Source organism: Flavobacterium erigeronis, assembly GCF_054075165.1.
This window is the reverse complement of sequence record NZ_JBSKGP010000013.1, coordinates 41,995-61,456: the sequence shown is the minus strand read 5'-3', so window position 1 is coordinate 61,456 and position 19,462 is coordinate 41,995. Positions and strand designations below refer to the sequence as shown.

Annotated in this window: 17 protein-coding genes; 11 read left to right on the top strand and 6 right to left on the bottom strand. The window is 34.7% G+C overall.

Annotated features, from left to right (window positions below):
* Nucleotides 1-5 precede the first annotated feature (5 nt).
* Nucleotides 6-2,240 carry a cation:proton antiporter gene (locus ACWA1F_RS22010; protein ID WP_456896958.1) on the top strand — a complete coding sequence of 745 codons (2,235 nt, stop codon included), beginning with the start codon at nt 6-8 and terminating at the stop codon, nt 2,238-2,240.
* A gap of 306 nt (nt 2,241-2,546) precedes the next feature.
* Here the strand turns inward: ACWA1F_RS22010 and ACWA1F_RS22005 are convergent, their stop codons facing one another.
* The gene (locus ACWA1F_RS22005) at nt 2,547-3,185 is read right to left on the bottom strand and encodes a peroxiredoxin (protein WP_290967008.1); all 639 of its coding nucleotides are present in this window, start codon (nt 3,183-3,185) and stop codon (nt 2,547-2,549) included.
* A 267-nt stretch (nt 3,186-3,452) separates the two neighbouring features.
* Nucleotides 3,453-4,364 carry an AEC family transporter gene (locus ACWA1F_RS22000; RefSeq protein ID WP_456896956.1) on the bottom strand — a complete coding sequence of 304 codons (912 nt, stop codon included), beginning with the start codon at nt 4,362-4,364 and terminating at the stop codon, nt 3,453-3,455.
* A gap of 117 nt (nt 4,365-4,481) precedes the next feature.
* On the opposite strand from ACWA1F_RS22000, the gene ACWA1F_RS21995 reads away from it, so the two are divergent.
* The 3 genes from ACWA1F_RS21995 (at nt 4,482) to meaB (ending at nt 6,997) form a co-directional block, all read left to right on the top strand.
* Nucleotides 4,482-4,889 carry an RrF2 family transcriptional regulator gene (locus ACWA1F_RS21995; protein WP_113679775.1) on the top strand — a complete coding sequence of 136 codons (408 nt, stop codon included), beginning with the start codon at nt 4,482-4,484 and terminating at the stop codon, nt 4,887-4,889.
* Nucleotides 4,890-4,946: 57 nt separating this feature from the next.
* Nucleotides 4,947-5,588 carry an NAD(P)-dependent oxidoreductase gene (locus ACWA1F_RS21990; protein WP_456896953.1) on the top strand — a complete coding sequence of 214 codons (642 nt, stop codon included), beginning with the start codon at nt 4,947-4,949 and terminating at the stop codon, nt 5,586-5,588.
* Nucleotides 5,589-5,890: 302 nt separating this feature from the next.
* A complete protein-coding gene (meaB, locus tag ACWA1F_RS21985) occupies nt 5,891-6,997 on the top strand; it encodes a methylmalonyl Co-A mutase-associated GTPase MeaB (protein WP_456896951.1) in 1,107 nt (368 codons plus the stop codon).
* Nucleotides 6,998-7,151: 154 nt separating this feature from the next.
* Here meaB and ACWA1F_RS21980 read toward each other — a convergent pair whose 3' ends face one another.
* The 3 genes from ACWA1F_RS21980 to ACWA1F_RS21970 are packed head-to-tail and all read right to left on the bottom strand — an operon-like array spanning nt 7,152 to nt 10,763.
* Complete coding sequence (locus ACWA1F_RS21980; RefSeq protein WP_456896949.1) at nt 7,152-9,086, bottom strand: LTA synthase family protein; 1,935 nt, start codon at nt 9,084-9,086, stop codon at nt 7,152-7,154.
* Between the two features lie 35 nt (nt 9,087-9,121).
* The gene (locus ACWA1F_RS21975; RefSeq protein ID WP_072973177.1) at nt 9,122-9,349 is read right to left on the bottom strand and encodes a hypothetical protein; all 228 of its coding nucleotides are present in this window, start codon (nt 9,347-9,349) and stop codon (nt 9,122-9,124) included.
* Nucleotides 9,350-9,377: 28 nt separating this feature from the next.
* On the bottom strand, nt 9,378-10,763 hold the full coding sequence (locus ACWA1F_RS21970; protein WP_306156198.1) for an MATE family efflux transporter: 1,386 nt from the start codon (nt 10,761-10,763) through the stop codon (nt 9,378-9,380).
* A gap of 190 nt (nt 10,764-10,953) precedes the next feature.
* Here ACWA1F_RS21970 and ACWA1F_RS21965 point away from each other — a divergent pair, with 190 nt between their 5' ends.
* Nucleotides 10,954-11,472, top strand: a complete 519-nt coding sequence (locus ACWA1F_RS21965; protein ID WP_456896946.1) for a hypothetical protein — start codon at nt 10,954-10,956, stop codon at nt 11,470-11,472.
* Between the two features lie 274 nt (nt 11,473-11,746).
* Here the strand turns inward: ACWA1F_RS21965 and ACWA1F_RS21960 are convergent, their stop codons facing one another.
* The gene (locus ACWA1F_RS21960) at nt 11,747-12,628 is read right to left on the bottom strand and encodes a PPK2 family polyphosphate kinase (RefSeq protein WP_456896944.1); all 882 of its coding nucleotides are present in this window, start codon (nt 12,626-12,628) and stop codon (nt 11,747-11,749) included.
* A gap of 97 nt (nt 12,629-12,725) precedes the next feature.
* On the opposite strand from ACWA1F_RS21960, the gene ACWA1F_RS21955 reads away from it, so the two are divergent.
* The 6 genes from ACWA1F_RS21955 (at nt 12,726) to ACWA1F_RS21930 (ending at nt 19,372) form a co-directional block, all read left to right on the top strand.
* Nucleotides 12,726-13,562, top strand: a complete 837-nt coding sequence (locus ACWA1F_RS21955) for a DUF6929 family protein (RefSeq protein ID WP_456896942.1) — start codon at nt 12,726-12,728, stop codon at nt 13,560-13,562.
* Nucleotides 13,563-13,970: 408 nt separating this feature from the next.
* Nucleotides 13,971-14,471 (top strand): RNA polymerase sigma factor, encoded by a 501-nt coding sequence (locus tag ACWA1F_RS21950; RefSeq protein WP_456896940.1) that lies wholly within the window; start codon nt 13,971-13,973, stop codon nt 14,469-14,471.
* 2 nt (nt 14,472-14,473) lie between these two features.
* A complete protein-coding gene (locus ACWA1F_RS21945) occupies nt 14,474-15,442 on the top strand; it encodes a hypothetical protein (protein ID WP_456896938.1) in 969 nt (322 codons plus the stop codon).
* Between the two features lie 70 nt (nt 15,443-15,512).
* Nucleotides 15,513-17,669 carry a vWA domain-containing protein gene (locus ACWA1F_RS21940; protein WP_456896937.1) on the top strand — a complete coding sequence of 719 codons (2,157 nt, stop codon included), beginning with the start codon at nt 15,513-15,515 and terminating at the stop codon, nt 17,667-17,669.
* Between the two features lie 283 nt (nt 17,670-17,952).
* Nucleotides 17,953-18,540, top strand: coding sequence for a phospholipid scramblase-related protein (locus tag ACWA1F_RS21935; protein WP_456896935.1), 588 nt, complete (start codon nt 17,953-17,955; stop codon nt 18,538-18,540).
* A gap of 115 nt (nt 18,541-18,655) precedes the next feature.
* Nucleotides 18,656-19,372: a 3-ketoacyl-ACP reductase gene (locus tag ACWA1F_RS21930; RefSeq protein ID WP_306156209.1), complete on the top strand. Its 717-nt coding sequence runs from the start codon at nt 18,656-18,658 to the stop codon at nt 19,370-19,372.
* Nucleotides 19,373-19,462: the final 90 nt, after the last annotated feature.

Here is a 19,462-nt window from a genome sequence, read left to right as displayed (position 1 = left end):
CACCTATGATTGCATTAAATGCTGCTGAAACTACACACCATTTACAACCTTTAATTAGTGATTTAGGATTAATCCTAATGACTGCCGGAATTGCTGTTCTATTATTTAGAAGACTAAAACAGCCCTTGGTTTTAGGCTACCTGATTGCAGGTTTTTTAGCTGGAAACCATTTTGATTTTTTCCCCTCTATAACCGACATGAAAAGTGTCGAAGTCTGGGCAGAAATTGGGGTTATATTTTTACTTTTTAGTTTAGGACTCGAATTCAGCTTTAAGAAATTAATGAAGGTTGGAGGGACTTCCTCTGTCACCGCCATAACACAGATTTTATTTATGACCGTAATTGGTTATGGTGTCGGACAATGGATGGGCTGGGGAAAAATGGATAGCATTTTCTTGGGAGCGACACTTTCCATTTCTTCTACGACCATTATTATCAGAGCTTTTGATGAATTGGGAGTTAAAGGGAAAAAGTTCGTCGGAATTGTATTCGGAGCTTTAATTGTAGAAGATATTGTTGCCATTTTGATGCTAGTTTTATTATCGACTATTGCGGTAAGTGATCAAGTATCGGGAGCAGAATTATTGCAATCTGTTTTAAAACTAATTTTCTTTTTAATTATCTGGTTCTTAGGAGGAATCTTTATTATTCCAACTATTTTTAAGAAGGCAAAACACCTTATGACAGACGAAATGCTGCTTATTATTTCATTGGCATTATGCTTAATGATGGTTATTTTTGCATCAAATGTTGGGTTTTCTCCCGCTTTAGGAGCCTTCATAATGGGGTCTATTATTGCTGAAACTACAATGGCAGAAAAAATCGAGCATTTAATTCAGCCCGTAAAAGATTTTTTTGGTGCTGTTTTCTTTGTATCTGTCGGAATGTTAATTAATCCTGTAACGTTGGTTAATTATGCACTTCCAGTTGCCATCATTACATTATTGACCATTTTCGGAAAAGCTTTCAGTTCTTCTATTGGAGCATTGATTTCTGGTCAGCCGTTAAAACAATCTGTTCAGACCGGAATGAGTCTGGCGCAAATTGGGGAGTTCTCTTTTATTATTGCAACTCTCGGAATGACTTTAAAAGTAACTAGTGATTTCTTATACCCGATTATCGTTGCTGTATCAGCAATTACCACATTTACTACACCATTCTTAATTAAATATTCAGAGCGATTTGCTTTCTTTTTAGAATCAAAAATGCCTAAAAGATGGGTTAAAAATATCAATCGCTATAGTGTAAATGCTCAAGCAATTAAATCGGTCAGCACTTGGCAGATTGTGCTTCGTTCTTCGATTACACAAATTATTCTTCACACCATCATTATTACAGCTATTATATTATTGTCATCCAAATTTGTAGCACCTTTGGTTGCCGATACCAGATTCGGAAATACTTTAGCAGCTTTATTGACTTTAGTTGTAATTGCGCCTTTTTTATGGGCACTTTCGCTTCGTCGTGTAAAAGTTGATGAAGTCGAAGCTCTTTGGGAAGAACGAAAATACCGTGGCGCACTTTTAATGCTTATTTTAATACGAATGAGTCTTGGTTTATTCTTTGTTGGTTTTTTATTGAATATTTTCTTCTCTCCTTTGGTTGCTTTCGTAGCCCTAATTATTGCAATTGGAGCGTATCAAATATTCCCAAAAAAACTAAATGAGCAGTACCATAAAATTGAAAATCACTTTTTGAAAAACCTGAACGATCGCGAAAACAAAAAGATCGACAGAAGATATGCTAATTTAATGCCTTGGGACGGCCACATGTCCTTCTTTGAAATTAAAAAAGAATCTAATCTCGTCGGACAAACTTTACAAGAACTCAAAATTCGTGAGCAGTTAGGAATTAATATCGCTTATATTAAAAGAGGAGATGTGACCATTCCGATTCCGACTAAAAACGAACGTTTGTTTCCTGGCGACGAAATCTGCGTAATTGGAACTGATGCTCAGATTACAGAATTCACAAAATTCTTAACTCAAAATGAAACAGAACCACCTGGTAAAGTGGAAGAAACTGACATTGTTTTACGTCAGCTTGAAGTTTCTCAAGACGAATTTATTAAAAAAAGTATCGGACAATTTAGGGCAAAAACAGACGGAATGGTCGTAGGAATTGAACGAAACGGAAACCGCATCCTAAATCCAGAATCTAGTTTGATATTGGAAAAAAATGATATTTTATGGGTTGTAGGAGATAAGAAAAAAATGGCGACTTTGTTGGCGGCCAAATAAGGTTCTGAGGTGCTAAGCTTCTAAGGTCCTGAGTTTTTTTTGGAGTCTTTTAATATCTTGCCTTTTATTACAAATAGGCTCTTATTCTAACAAACATAGCCCACGGTTTCAACCGTGGGTACGCAATAAATTATCACGATATATTATCACAATACGTTTCCCAAGGTTAAAAACCTTGGGCTATGTTTTTAATACATCAAAAGAAAAGCTTCTGATTTTCTAATTTTAACTTAGAATCTCAGAAGCTTTTATTCTTAACAACTTTAGCTTAGAAGCTTAGACTCTCAGCACCTTAGCAGCTCAAAATCATTTATTCGGCTGCGGTGTTAAACGCAAATAAGGTTTAATCGGCGTGTGTCCTTTTGGGAATTTTGCAGGAATATCGCTGTCTGGAATTGCTGGTGCAATTACCACATCTTCACCATCTTTCCAGTTTGCAGGAGTTGCAACGCTATAATTGGCTGTCAGCTGTAAACTGTCAATTACACGAAGTAATTCGTCAAAATTTCTTCCTGTAGAAGCAGGATACGTTAGCGTCAATTTGATTTTTTTATCTGGTCCGATCACAAAAACAGAACGCACAGTAAATTTATCACTTGCATTTGGATGAAGCATATCGTATAAATTAGCTACTTTTTTATCCTCATCTGCAATGATAGGGAAATTTACTTCTGTATTTTGAGTTTCGTTAATATCTTTAATCCATTCTTTGTGCGAGTCTAAACCGTCTACACTCAAAGCAATAACCTTAGTATTTCTTTTTTTGAATTCTGGAACATAGTTCGCTACAGTTCCCAATTCAGTTGTACAAACCGGAGTAAAATCTGCTGGATGCGAAAATAAAACACCCCATGAATCTCCTAACCATTCGTGAAAACTAATTGGTCCTTGTGTCGTTTCTGCCTGAAAATCTGGAGCTATATCGCCTAATCTTAATGTTGACATAATTTATCGTTTTTAGTTCCTCTAAAATTAATTAAAAAATGTATTTAGAAAACATCAAAAAATTAAAATAAAGTTAAAATTCTACTTGCTCTATATAATTAATTATTTTGGCACTGAAATAATCGATAAAAAAATATGAAATAAAAGAATCCGAAGGATTCAAATATTTATAGCACTTAATTCCCGCCACAGATATTTGACCCCGTAGGGGTCATACTCAAAGTCAGCATAAAATTCTATAAACATTTGAATCCTTCGGATTCTAAATCAGATAAAATGTAAAACAAAATACCAGAAAGCCAATGTTATAAAAGAAATCGGAATACCGAAACCAATCATCATACTGCTCAATTTTGGTTTTAATCCGTAAGTTGAAGCTAAGATTGCACCTGTGATCATGGGTGCCATAGCGGTTTCCATTATCGTAATTTTTATAACTTCAGAATGCTGGTTAAAAATAACTATATACAATACAAAGATTACAAAGGGAACTAAAAGCAATTTAAAGAAAAGTCCAAGACGTAGAAATTTCCAATGCTGACTTTTTCGATTAAAGGTTAATTGCAAACCAACGGAAAGCAATGCTAACGGAGTAACCAAACTTCCGATTTTTAGCAATAGAGATTGCAGATTTTCATTCAAATTATAATCAAAAATATTCATCAGACAAGCCAAAACAAACATTAGGAATGGCGGAAACAAAATAACTTTCTTTAAAATTCCCCAACCGTTCGGACTTCCTTTAGAATAAAAAGCGGCAGTAAAAACGCCAAGTGTCGAAACCACCACAAAAGTTCCTGGCTGATCGACTAAAACAGCGGTTTCTAAACCTTTCTTTCCAAACAAAGCTTCAATAATAGGATAACCAAGAAAAGAACTGTTGCTTAAACCCGCTGTCAGAATCAGACAGCCTATCAATTTATTGGACCAGCCGTTTCTTCTTCCCAAAAAATGAAAAAATATAAAAGCGAGAATATAAGTAATCCACCCCGCTCCTATCGGAAACAGCAATTCACTGCTCCATTTTATCTTCGGAATATGATATAAAGTAATCGCAGGAAGGCAGAAATAAATAACAATTTTATTGAGTGTCTTATAAATATGAGTAGGAAATTGTTTCACATGCTGTAAAACCAAACCTAGCGTAAGAAAGAAAAATATTAAAAGAAAGTTGTTCATATTATAAGATCAACACAAAAATAAGTATTTAAATTTTGAGGTAAAGAATTAATTTTTAGTTAAATTAGTATTTTGTGTTACAAAAAGATGTAAATTTGTAACATATTTTGTTACAGTATGATTTCAGGTAAATTTGCCATAACGATTCACATTCTTACTCTACTGCATAAATTCCCAAATGATTATTTGTCATCGGAGTTTATTGCGGGAAGTATCAATCTGAATCCTGTTTTGGTTCGAAAAGAAATTGCCAATTTAAAAGCACATCATATTGTAGAAAGTAAAGAAGGAAAAAATGGCGGTACAAAATTGGCAGTAAACGCTGCTGAACTGACTTTAAAACAAATATTCGAAATGACCTTTGAAACTATTGGTTTAGGTTTTGCAAAAAATCAACCGAATCCTGATTGCCCTGTTGGAAAAAACATCAATCAGCATTTGGAGAATTTATACAGCGAAATGAACCAAAAAGTGAGTGCACAATTAGAAGGCATTTCATTGGAAGATTTTTCGAATCAATTTTAAAACTATTTTTTTATCTTAAACTGTAACATTTTTTATTACTAAATAAATTTATATATTATGAAAATCGCACTTATTGGAGCTACAGGATTTGTGGGCTCAGCAATTTTAAACGAATTAGCAGACAGAAAACATGAAATTACTGCTATTGCAAGAACTCCAAAAGATACAGCAAATGCAACTTGGGCTGCTGCAGATATTTTTAATGTCGATGCTTTAGCAGAAATCTTAAAAGGTCATGATGCTGTTATCAATGCTTACAACCCAGGTTGGACAAACCCAAATATCTACGATGACTTTTTGAATGGTTCGAAAGCAATTCAGGAAGCGGTTAAAAAATCGGGTGTAAAACGTTTTATCACTATCGGTGGTGCAGGAAGTTTGTATGTTGCTCCAGATTTGCAAGCGGTTGATACTCCAGATTTTCCAAAAGAAATTTTCCCAGGTGCCAATGCCGCAAGACATTATTTAAATATTATTAAAGAAGAAAAAGATTTGGATTGGGCATTCTTTAGTCCTGCTTTTGAAATGCACGCTGGAACTAAAACAGGTAGAACTGGAAAATACCGTTTAGGGTTAGAAAATCCTGTTTTCAACGATGAGCAAAGAAGTATTCTTTCTGTAGAAGATTTAGCGGTTGTTATTGCTGACGAAGTTGAAACTCCAAAACATCATCAAGTTAGGTTTACAGCGGGATATTAATTATTTAAGCTACTAAGGCGCTAAGACGATAAGGTTCTAAGTTTTTTTTAGCCACGACTCGAGCGACAGCGAACAGGCGAAGCAATTCACGAATTTTCTTTTTAAAATCTTTGAGATTATTTTTTCGAATTAATTCGAATAATACTAGATAAAGTTTTTCAAAAAGAAAATTCGTGAATTCGTGGCTAACTTTTTTACACCTTTTGAGATTAACAAATTAGCGGAAATTCGTGTAATTCGTGGCAAACTAACTTTTTGAAACTGTTTTTGTTTTCTGTACTTTTACAAGAGAAAAAATTGCTGTGTCTGATTTAAGAAAACAATCGAGTGCTTTACATGAAAAAGCTGGGATTTCTCCACCAGAAATCACCAATATTTCGGCTATTAATGAAATTAAAAACAGACGCAGACAGCAACCCACCTCTCAAGAATTAATTGATGGCATTTTGGAAGGAAACAGAACTTCTTTGAGCCGTGCCATTACTTTAATTGAAAGCACTAATCCAGATCATTTTGAAAAAGCCAGTGAAGTTGTTCAAGGCTGTTTATCACATGCTAATAAATCGGTTCGCATTGGGATTACAGGTGTTCCGGGCGTTGGAAAAAGCACTTTTATTGAAGCTTTTGGAAAACAACTGACACAATTAGGAAAAAAAGTGGCGGTTTTGGCAGTTGATCCGAGCAGTTCGCTTTCGCATGGAAGTATTCTGGGTGACAAAACTCGAATGGAAGAATTGGTTAAAGATGAAAATGCCTTTATCAGACCAAGTGCTTCTGGAGAAACTCTGGGTGGAGTAGCACGCAAAACCCGAGAAACGATTATTCTTTGCGAAGCTGCAGGTTTTGATACCATTATTATCGAAACGGTTGGTGTTGGCCAAAGCGAAACCGCGGTTCATAGTATGGTCGATTTCTTTCTGCTTTTAAAAATTTCTGGCGCAGGCGATGAACTTCAAGGCATTAAGCGCGGTATAATGGAAATGGCTGATGCCATCATAATTAATAAAGCAGATGGCGACAATATAAAAAAAGCCAATCAGGCGAAAGTGGAATTTAATCGGGCGCTACATTTATTTCCTTCAAAAAAATCAAATTGGCAGCCCAAAGCAACCACTTGCAGTTCGCTTACAAAAGACGGAATTCCTGAAGTTTGGAACACTATTTCAGATTATTTTGAATTGACAAAAGAAAGTGGATTTTTCAAAGAAAAAAGAAATGAACAAAACCATTTCTGGATGATGGAAACCATCAACGAGCAATTGAAGCAAAATTTCCATAACCAACCCGAAATTATTTCACTATTAGAAGAAAGCAAAAAAGCAGTGCAAAACAATGAAATCTCATCGTTTGCAGCTGCCCAGAATTTATTACAGTTGTATTTCCGTAAAAAAATTAAACCATATAAGTAATATAAGTTCATTTAATTACTATGGCTTAAATTTTCTCAATCCCTTATATGATCATTTTTTTTGATTTTCTTAAAAAAACAAACCATATAAGTATCATAGGTCCATTTAGTACTATGGCTTAATTTTCTTACATTACTTATATGGTTTAAAAAACTCATTTTTTCCTCAACTTATACTTGCTTTCCTTGTAAAGATTTCCAGCGGTAATGACGTGTGCTAAAGCATCTTTTGCGAAATCTTCGTTTAGTTTTACTGGAACTAAAGTGGTATCGTTTTTAATTTCGAATTGAAGCGGTTTCAAATTAGGTTGCATGATAACAACTTGGTTTTCCACTCTAAAAGCATTGATATCATTAAATTGCATAATTGATCTTCCTTTTACTTTCGGATCTAATTTGGTTAAATTTCGTCCTACCATTGGTGTTTCAAACGGAATTCCTAAATAACCTAATAATGTTGGCGGAATATCAATTTGACTTGCCAAACGATCGTAAATAGCTCCTTTTGCTACTCCAGGCCCCATAATAAATGCTGGAATATGGAATTTATTTATCGGAACTAAATTTTTACCGTACGTTCTCGTATTATGATCTGCGATTACGATGAAAATTGTGTTTTTGAAATAAGCCTCTTTTTTAGCCATTTCGAAGAATTTCCCAATCGAGAAATCGGCATATTTCATGGCGTTATTTACCGTGGCAGGCTTTTTATCGTAAGGTTTTATTCTTCCTGCTGGATATTCAAAAGGTTCATGATTTGAAGTTGAGAACATCAAAGAGAAAAATGGCTTGTCTCCTTTCGATTTAAAATACTGATTGGCTTTGGTCACCAAATCTTCATCAGAATAACCCCAAGTTCCTTTAAAGGCATATTTATTTCCATCCGATTCAAAATCTTCCTGATCTACAATATCACTGAAACCATTTCCGTTGAAGAAAGAAGCCATATTGTCAAAATTTGCCATTCCGCCATAAATGAAACTGGTTTCGTAACCTTTTTGTTTTAATGCTTCCGCTAAAGTAAAAAATCCTTGTTGGGAGTTTCCAAGCTTTACCACACTTTCTGATGGCGAAGGCAAAAATCCTGTAACGACTGCTTCAATTCCGCGGACACTTCTGGTTCCCGTGCAATATAAATTGGTGAATAATGTTCCTTCTTTAGACAATTTATCAAATTCTGGAGTTAATGGTTTTCCGCCTAAAATTCCAACATACTCTGCACCTAAACTTTCTTGCAAAAAGATAACCAAATTATACGGTTTCGCTTTAGCAGAATCTGGCTGCTGTACATGTAAAAAAGGAATATCAGCATCAGTAAAATCGTTTGGACCTGCAACCATGTATTTCTTTACACGGGCAATTGCTTCGGCTTCATCCATTTTACCATACATTTTAGTATTCCCTTCATTTTTGATCGAATAAGCCGCAAAGGCAACCGTATAAAATGAATTTAATCCCAAATTATTGGTTAACTGATCTGTAGAAAAAACAGCATTACTGGCATTAATCGGGCGTTTTGAAGTCAAGCTCGAGCGCGCTCCAAAAAACAATAAAAAGGCTACTAATGGAAATACCATTAATCTGAATTTGTAATCTGTACTTGTAGTATAGAATAATTGTTTCCCTTTTTTGAAAGCAAAATAAAGTACCACTCCTAAAATCAAGAAAGTCACAATAATAGAAGTCAGATAACTTTTTAGAAGCATTCCGACTACTTCTTTTGGATAAATAAGATAATCTAAGAAAATCTTGTTCGGGCGGGTATCGTATTGTTTTACAAAATCTGGCGAAGCCAATTCTACAAAAAGAATCAGAAACAGAAACAGGAAACTATAAATTACCAAAAATTTGTTGGTAAATTTCATCCATTTATTCGGCAGAAAAGTAATTAGCAATGCTGGAAGAAACGACAAATAACAAAGCAATATTAAATCCATTCGAAGACCGATCGGAAAAATATACCAGAAATCTGGCGTCTGCACTACTCTTTCTTTAAAAAGAAAAAATAAAAATATCCGGCTCAGAGTTGTAATCAACAATCCGATTGCAATAAAACTAAAAACCGGTTTTAAAAAACGTAAATTTTTCATTAAAATAGTATAAGAACGTAAAATCAGAAAACAGCTTACTCTTCGTAACGGTTTATTTCTCTGTCATAAAACTCATTTGCTTTTTCAATTAAACCTTCCATTTCGGCGTTTAATTCAGCTTCGTCAAGATCTTCTGCTTCTTCTAAAAACTCAACCTCATCATCTTTCAAATTGATAATAAATCTTGGATAATCTAGGTGAATGATAAAAATATCATCTGGAAAATCAGTATTATCTCCAAGTAAAAATTTAGGTAATTCCATGTTTATTTTTGTTTTAAATATTTCAAATTTAGCTATTTGAAACTGGATTATTAATTAATTTTTTAGTTAAATAATGAAAGCGGATGTATAGCGAAATCGCCGCCGCAGTCAAACCTGCCAAAAGTCCGATCCAAACGCCTTGCGCTTTCAATTCGGTATGTTCGCCCAAATAATAAGAAATCGGAAAACCAATAACCCAATAAGCTACAAAGGTAATGTACATCGGGACTTTTACATCTTGCAATCCGCGGAGCGCTCCTAAAACCACAACCTGAACTCCGTCAGAAATCTGGAAAACTGCCGCAATTAAAAGCAGTTTTGAGGCAATGCCAATTACTTCTTCATTATCTAAAATTTGCCCTGTATTTTCCATATTCAAGAAAATATTAGGAAGATATTCGTGGAAAACGATAAAGAAAATAGCAAAAACGGTTTCTAAAATTATCGCAAGCAAAAAGATAGAACGCGCTACAACAATTAGTTTTTTATAATCCATCAAACCTCTCTGGTTGCTGACACGAATCATAGAAGTCACGCTTAATCCCATCGCAAACATAAAGGTAAGCGATGCCAAACTCAAGGCAATCTGATTTGCTGCCTGACTTGTTTTTCCGATATTGCCACAAAGCCAGATGGAAGCAGTAAATAAAACGACTTCAAAAAGCATCTGCATGGCAGAAGGAAAACCGATGCTGATAATCTTTTTTATGGTAGCTTTTTTAATTTCGTTAAAACTAAAACCTTTAAAGAATCGTTTTAAATCTTCTCTTCGCGAAAGCATAATATGCATAAACATCACCAAAAATATTCTCGAAATCACAGTTCCTAATGCGGCTCCGATAATTCCCATTTCTGGAAAAATCCAAATTCCGTAAATTAAAACATAATTTATAGCCACGTGAAGTACGTTTGCCATTACCATTGCGTACATCGAATATTTGGTTAGCGACATTCCGTCTGCAAATTGCTTATACCCTTGATACATTACTAACGGAATCAAAGAAAAAGCAACCCATCCTAAATAAGGTTTTGCAAGCACAATAACATCTGCCGGCTGGTTTAGCAATTCCATAATTGGTTTCGCAAACATGATGACGGTAAAAAGCACCAGACCTAAAATGGTGCATAAAAATAAACCGTGATGAAAAGCAGATCTAATTTTAGTATCATTTTTCTCTGCATCTCCTTCGGCAACAATTGGCGTAATGGCTGTAGAAAACCCAATTCCTAGAGACATTGCTATAAAAATCATACTGTTACCAAGTGAAACTGCCGCCAACTCCGTGCTTCCGATTTTACCAACCATTATGTTATCGACAATACCAATTAAGGTATGCCCTACCATACCCAAAATCACGGGATATGCCAGTCTTAAATTATACGAAAACTCTTTGGTGTACTGCTTTAAATTCACTTGTATTCTATTTTAGTCGGCAAAGATAGTCAGAAGCTTCGAATTCTATCCTATCAATAAAAATATATCCCGATTTTAAGACAAAAATAAGACGAACTCAATATTATGTAACGATTTTTAAAAATTGTATAACAAACACCAAACGCCTTGCATATAATTTTACATCATAGAAATTTCAAAAATATAAGCCATGAAAAAATTACAGATGTTATGCCTAGCTGCGTTCACAATTTTATTTGCCAACACGACTTTCGCTCAAGAAACAGAAGCGACAAATTACGATCAGGGTTTTAGATTAGGTTTCGGATTAAATGGAGGTCTTCCAACCGATAACGATTATGACTGGTCTCTGGGTGGAGATGTACGTTTACAGTACGATCTTTCTAAAAAAACATCATTGACCTTAACAACGGGATTTACAAATTTATTTATGGGGAAAGATGACCTTGGAAATGACATAAAAGATCTTGGATTTATTCCGGCCAAAGCGGGTTTTAAAGCTTTTGTTTTAAAAGATCAATTTTATGTTTTAGGTGAACTTGGAGCTGGTTTTGCAGTAACAAACGGTTACAATCAAACCACTTTTTTATGGGCACCAGGTATTGGATATGCCAACAAGTACATCGATTTAAGTGTTCGTTACGAAGATTATCATGACTTTAGAACCAATCAAGTAGCCTTACGTGTTGCTTATGGTTTTAAACTATAAAAAATAGGTTTAATTTATTATTTTGTTTTTGGTAAAAACCCGACAGTCTGAGGAGTCTGTCGGGTTTTTTAATTTTAGATTGTGGATTTTAGATTGTAGATTGTCAATTCTCGATTAGAAACCTGACAGGTTTTAAAAACCTGTCAGGTTTAACTATTCACCGATTTTGGAATTTGGACTCAAGCGATAGCTAACAGGCGAAGCAATTTCAGATTTTAGAATCTAAAATTCATTTTCACAAAAAGGAATAAAATTATCTAATTGACAAATTATCTCAATTACTCTCTCCCAATTCCTTTTTATACAACTCGATATGTATTGCGGTTTTTTCGTCCAATTCTGGTTCTTTAATATCGGTATGCTTTTTCATTTTTTCCCAAATAATTTTAGCCACAATATAACGCGACATCTCTTTATCATCGGCAGGAACAATATACCAAGGCGCATGTGGTGTCGAAGTGCTGTTGATGGCTTCTTCGTAATATTTCATGTAATCGTCCCAATAACCGCGTTCTTTCAAATCTCCAGGCGAAAACTTCCAATTGTGTTTTTCCTCTTCCAAACGTCGCAATAAACGCTGACGCTGTTCTTCTTTGCTCAAATGGAGATAAAACTTCATGACAATTGTTCCGTTTTGGCAAATATGTTTTTCGAAATTATTGATCTGCTCAATTCTGTTTTGCCAAAATTCTGGCGTAATGTCATCTACAGAATTGATGTCTGGTAAATTTTCTGCCAAAATATATTCAGGATGCACGCGTGTTACGAGAACATTTTCATAATGCGTTCTGTTAAAAATGCCAAATTTTCCTTTTTCTGGAAGCGCAATATAGTGTCGCCACAAATAATCATGTTCCAATTCTGTTGAATTTGGTGTTTTAAAACTATGCACCACCACCCCGCGCGGATTAAATTCTTTAAAAACTTCTCGAATCAAACTATCTTTTCCCGAAGTATCCATTCCCTGCAGACAAATCAAAACACTGTATTTATTGTGCGCATACATCACATCTTGCAAATCGCTTAATTTGGCTTGAACTTTATCCAGTTTTTCTTCCTTTTCTTCATCATCGGCTTCGATGTTTAATAAAGTTGGAATGTCTTTCAATTTAATTTTTTCAATAACTTTAAAATCTTTCGGGTCTATTGATTTCATATCTTTTTCATTTTTTGTCTTATAAATATAGTAATTTTACGAATCCCGATTGCTATCGGGACTGCTATTCATTGCAATACTTTTCAAAACAACATTCATGGAAAAATTTACATTAGAAATATTATTTCAAATTATCGGAATCGGTTCTGCATCGGGATTATTTTACAACAATGACGCACTTTACGTAATTGGCGACAACAGCGGATTCTTGTACGAATACAATATGCAGAGTAAACAATTGAATCAGCATGCTTTAATTGACAATCCAACTGCAAATATTCCGAAAAATTTGAAACCCGATTTCGAATCTCTAACGCATCATAATGACACACTTTATGTTTTTGGTTCGGGTTCTACCGAAAATCGAAACAAAATGATTGAGTTTGATCTGAAATCTAAAACGGTTTTACAAAAGAATAACTTAGTCGATCTATATGCTGTAATGCAGAATTTTGGCGAAATAAAACCAGAAGGTTTTAATCTCGAAGGTTCTATTTTTGATGGCGAAAACTGGTATTTATTCAATCGTGGAAATGGCATTTCGAACAAAAACACCATTTTTACGATTCACGCTAAAAATCTAGGAGAAGAATTTGCGCTGATTTCTGTTAACTACAAACTCCCAAAAATAAAAGGCGTTCGTTCTAGTTTTACCGATGCCGTTTTAGTCGACGATAAAATCTACTTTCTTTCAACCGCAGAAGACACCAAATCAACTTACGATGATGGCGAAATCCTAGGAAGCTTCATCGGAAGAATTGATGTGAAAACGATGAAAATTGATTTCACTCAAAAAATTACCTCAACGAATAAATTTGAAGGTCTGACTTTATTCAAAAAAGAAAACAATAAAATCGAGTTTTTGCTTTGTGAGGATAATGATACCGAACTTTTGGAAACTAAGATTTATAAATTGACTTTGCCGGTTAAATAAAATTCCAATAAAAAAATTCCAAATTCCAAGTTTGGGGTTTCGCAGAGATACTCAAAAGAAACACAGAAATGCACAAAGATTTTTACTCTCGCAGATTGGGCAGATTTTTTTATAGCTACAATTCTCTAAAATCTGCGAGAGAAAAATTCGTGTAATTGAAGGCAAAAATTTCAACGAAAGAAAATCTGTGCAATTCGTAAAAAAACGTAGCAAACAAAACGTTAGACGCACTGCGGTGCGCCTCTACAATAAAAACTATGAATCTTTGTAACTTTGTCTCTTTGAACCTTAAAAAAAATATTTTAATATTTTTTTCACCCCTGTCCCAACCTTTTTATCTTTTTATCTCTCTATATAAGAAAGACAACAATTGTGATAAACGAGACTCAAATAGCAAACTGTAAAAAAATGCACCGCGACGCCCAGCGCGAGGTGTACGAATACATGGCGCCTAAGTTGTACCGCCTTTGCAAAAGATATTTAAAAAAGGAAGAAGAAATTGAAGAAGCCTTAGCCGATGCTTTCTTTACTATTTTCACCAAACTAGATCAGTTAAAAGAGGCTTATGCTTTTGAAGCTTGGGCTCGAAGAATAACTGTAAATCATTGTTTGGCGTCAATTAGAAAAGCAACCAACTTTAATATGTATCTCGACGACGTAAAGCTGCTTTCTCAGCCTTCTGTCGATGAACTGAATACATTGGAAGAAGAAGATTTACTTAATTTATTAAACCATATTCCAGACGGCTGTAAAACTATTTTTAACCTTTTTGTTATTGAAGGTTACTCTCACAAAGAAATAGCCGAAATGCTGAAGATTTCTGAAGGCACCTCAAAATCACAATTGAATGCCGCTAAGACCAAACTGAAAGAACTGGTTAATAAACTGTATTATCAAAAAGCAAAATAGTCATGGACAATCAAGATAAATTATTCGATAAAATAAAAGAAGCTTCGCAAAAAGCCGAGTTTCAAGACTTTCCAGGTATGGAAAAGATTTGGTCGCACGTTGAAGAAAAACTGGACAAAAAAGAAGATAAAAAAACAATTACTTTATGGAAAAAAATCGCTGTTGCGGCTTCTCTTCTTTTGGTTATTTCTTTAGGATATCAGTTTTTGCATTCAGATAAAGAATTGGAAAACGAAACTCCAAAAGTAGTTTTAGAAGAAAAAGAAATTAAACAGCCTGAAAAACCTGCTTTGGAAGAAAAAGCAATAACTACATCTCCAGATTCTGGAGTCGTTTCTAACGAAGAAGCAGTTAAAATTTTAGAACAACAAGCCAAAAGCAAAGAACGAGTTGCGGTTCAAGAAGTATTAGTTCCGCAGACAGAACCTGTTCAATCTGCACCAGCGCCAAAAATAGACGCAGAAGTTGTCGTAACTGCAAATGCTCGTAAAAATGAATATTATGAGGAAGATAATAATGTAATTTCAAAAAAAGATGCTGCTGCAGAAAGAGAATATTCAGAATCAAAAGCAATGGAATCTGCTAGAGTTGCCTATTCTGCTGCGCCATCAGCCCAAAAAGCAAAGAAAAATGCTCCTTTGGTAGTCTTTAACGGGAATGCAATTGCCCACAGCGACGATGCCAAAAAAGACAAAATGATGCAGGCAGAAATGTCGAATTTCCAGCCCGAAAATGTTGATTCTCTAGTCGTTTTAGATGAACCTCTGTACATTATCGATGGCATTTATTATTCTGAACAAGATCTTTTTGGCAAAAACCCTACGAGTCCGTATGCGCCATTGGACAAACAGGAAATAAAAACGATAACCGTTTTGCAGGATCTTGAAGCCACTTCAAAGTATGGCGAAAAAGGTAAAAAAGGAGTTGTAATTATCACTACTAAAAACGGAAAACCAGCTCCGAAAAAATAATCTCACGCTTTGTCAAAGTCTGCAGCTTTGACAAAGCAAAATCAAAACATTAATTCTAAAACTTATTATCATGAAAAGTCTAAAACTTATTTCATCAGCCATTGCTATGCTTATATGTTTCGTAACCATGGCGCAAGAAAGAACGATTACTGGAATCATTTCTGACGAAAATAAACAACCGCTTCCAGGTGTAACTATTATCAACCAGACCTCAAAAGCCAACACTCAAACCGATTTTGATGGAAAATATAGCATTCAGGCAAAAACAGGAGATCTGTTGGTTATCACTTTTATCGGGTATAAAACCCAAAGACAAAAAGTTCAAAACTCCAATATCATTAATATAAAAATGCTTCCAGAAATGTCAAGTTTGCAAGAAGTTGTGGTTGTTGGCTATGGCAGAAGTGATTCGGAGTACGAAGATCGAAGTTATGCCCGTGCCGAAAGAAAAGCAAAAAAAATGGTTCAGGCAGAAATGGTTCGAGGATATGTGGCTGGAGTTCAAGTGCAAAGCAGCGCCAATTACGTTCCAAGTCCAATTGCGATTCGCGGAAACGCCAATGTTGCTCCAAAAAAAGAACCAATGTACATTATTGATGGCGTTCCGGCAAAAGCTAATCAAATGTCAAAAATTAATCCGAATGATATTGATAATGTTTCTGTTTTAAAAGATCAAGCAGCGACCTCAGTTTACGGAAGCAGAGCCGCAAATGGTGTTGTGGTTATTTCTACAAAAAATGAACTTTACAAAAATCTTACTGAAAAAGAATTGGATAAAAAATTAAATATCATGCCAATTCCGACAGAACCGACTCAGGAAGATTACGACGCTTTTGTTGAAAATGCTTTCGAAAGCCCAAAAACGGCACCGCTTTCTACATTTTCTATAGATGTTGACAATGCTTCTTATACCAATATCAGACGATTTTTGAATAACGGACAACAGGTTCCGAAAGATGCCGTTCGTGTGGAAGAAATGGTGAATTTCTTTAAATACACATATCCACAGCCAAAAAATGAGCATCCCTTTTCTATAAATACAGAAGTAAGCGACTCGCCTTGGAATTCAAAAAATAAAATCTTGAAAATTGGTTTGCAAGGAAAAAATATTCCAACCGAAAATTTACCTGCTTCAAACCTCGTTTTCTTAATTGATGTTTCGGGTTCTATGAGCGACATGAACAAATTGCCTTTATTAAAACAATCCTTGAAAATTTTGGTTAACGAATTAAGACCAAAAGACAAAGTTGCAATTGTTGTATACGCAGGCGCAGCAGGAATGGTTTTGCCACCAACTTCTGGCGATGAGAAAAAAACGATTATTGATGCTCTAGATAAATTGCAATCTGGAGGAAGCACTGCGGGCGGGGCTGGAATTGAATTGGCATACAAAACGGCAACAGAAAATTTTATTAAAGGCGGAAACAATCGTGTAATTCTGGCAACTGACGGCGATTTTAACGTAGGAAGTTCTTCTAATTCTGACATGGAAAAATTGATTGAAGAAAAAAGAAAAACAGGCGTTTTCTTGACTTGTTTGGGTTACGGAATGGGAAATTACAAAGACAGCAAAATGGAAATCTTAGCCGATAAAGGAAACGGCAATTATGCTTATATCGATAATATTCAAGAAGCAAATCGTTTTCTTGGAAAAGAATTTAAAGGTTCGATGTTTGCTATCGCGAAAGATGTAAAAATCCAAATCGAATTTAATCCGAAACAAGTTCAAGCGTATCGTTTGATTGGTTATGAAAACAGAAAACTTCGTCCGGAAGATTTTAAAAATGACGCGATTGATGCTGGAGAATTAGGAAGCAATCATACCGTTACAGCTTTGTATGAAATTATTCCAGCTGGTGTAAAAAGTGATTATTTAGCCGAACAGCCAGATGATTTAAAATACACTAAAGCAGAACCTAATTCGAATAATTACAGCAATGAATTGGCAACCATAAAATTCCGTTACAAAAAACCTGACGGCGAAAAAAGTATCGAAATAGTTCAGGTTATCGAAAACAAATCTGTTGTTTTAGAAAAAGCGAGCGATGATATGAAGTTCAGCGCTGCCGTAGCTTGGTTCGGATTGAAATTGAGAGATTCAAAATTAATTTCAAATAAATCTTCTAATGATATTGCGGTTTTGGCTAAACAAGGTTTATCAAATGATGCTGATGGTTATAAAGCCGAGTTTGTGCGATTAGTAGAAACCTCGAAACAATTTAATTAAATTCACATAATCCAGAAAATCTTTGTCAAGGTTTTAAACTTTGACAAAGATTTTTCTTTTTTTTTACTCTGAGTTAGACGCACTGCAGTGCGTCTCTACGAAAAAATCTTTGCGATCTCTGCGGTAAAAAAGATTGGGATAGACAAATTGTTCGTCTCTACAATAAATCTTTAAAACATAAAACTCCTTCACTTTTGCAAGCAGTATGAGGAATCCCTCAAAACATTTCATAAATATTTTTTTACATTTGATTTTTATTTACACAAATTTATTTTACACACGTATGAATCCTATTTTAAGCCAAAATCTATTTTTAGTAAAAGAACATATCGGAATGTTTAAAGCTGCAAACAATTACGATATCTACCATCCAGAAACCAATCAAATCATTATGAATTGCCGAGAAAACAATCTTGGTTTTTTCACTAAAGTATTCCGATTTACAGATTATAAAAGAGCCACTCCGTTTAATGTTGAAATTACAACTGCTGATGGCGAAAAGTTAATTACGGTAAGAAGAGGCGTTGCCATATTCAGATCGACAGTAGAAGTTTTAGACGAAAAAGATCGTTTGATCGGAACTTTCAAACAAAAATTCTTTTCTATTGGAGGAAGATTTGAAATTATGGACAAAAATGAAAAACCAGTTGCAACACTTCAAGGAAAATGGACGGGTTGGGATTTTAAATTTTCTCACGAAGGAAAACAGCTTGCTCAAGTAAATAAAAAATGGGCAGGATTAGGAAAAGAGTTTTTTACGAGCGCAGATAATTATGCACTTCAAATTGAAGATAACGTTGCAGCTGACAGTCCGTTGAGACAGTTGATTTTAGGAGCTGTAATGTGTATTGACATGGTTTTGAAAGAATAACCGAAAGTTGTTAAACTTAGATTAAGAATATATTTTAAAGCATCATTTTAGTTTTCAAAAGCTTATTTTTGTAAGACTTATAATGATGCTTTCTGCATTTCTAAAAATTACCATCATGACCGACTTAAAAAATAAAAACGCCTTTATTACTGGCGCAGGAAAAGGAATAGGAAAAGCTGTGGCAATTGCTTTGGCAAAAGAAGGTGTAAACCTGATTTTAGTTTCAAGAACTCAAAAAGACGTAGAACAATTGGCTGACGAAGCTTCGAATTTAGGCGTAAAAGCTTTGGCTTTATCTGCTGACGTTTCTGATATTAATTCTATCAACAAAGCCGTAGAACAAGCTTTAGCCCAATTTAAACACATCGATATTTTAATTAACAGCGCCGGAATTGCTTCTTTTGGAAAATTCTTAGAACTGGAACCAGAAGCTTGGGAAAGAATTATTCAGGTGAATTTAATGGGAACGTATTACACTACTCGTGCTATTATTCCAAACATGATCGAAAGACAAACAGGAGATATTATCAATATTTCTTCGACTGCTGGTTTAAACGGAAATGCATTGACAAGTGCTTACAGCGCATCTAAATTTGCAGTTTTAGGTTTAACCGATTCTTTAATGCAGGAAATGAGAAAACACAATATTCGTGTTACAGCGCTTACTCCAAGTACCGTTGCGACTGATATGGCTAAAGATCTAAACCTTACTGACGGAAATCCAGAGAAAGTAATGCAGTCTGAAGATATGGCAGATTTAATCATTGCGCAATTAAAACTAAACCGAAGAGTTTTTATTAAAAACAGCAGTATTTGGTCAACGAATCCTTAAAAATAAATTCCAAATTTTTAAATTCCAAATTCCAATTTGTCTAACTTTAAGAATTGGTATTTGGACTCGAGCGATAGCGAACTGGCGAAG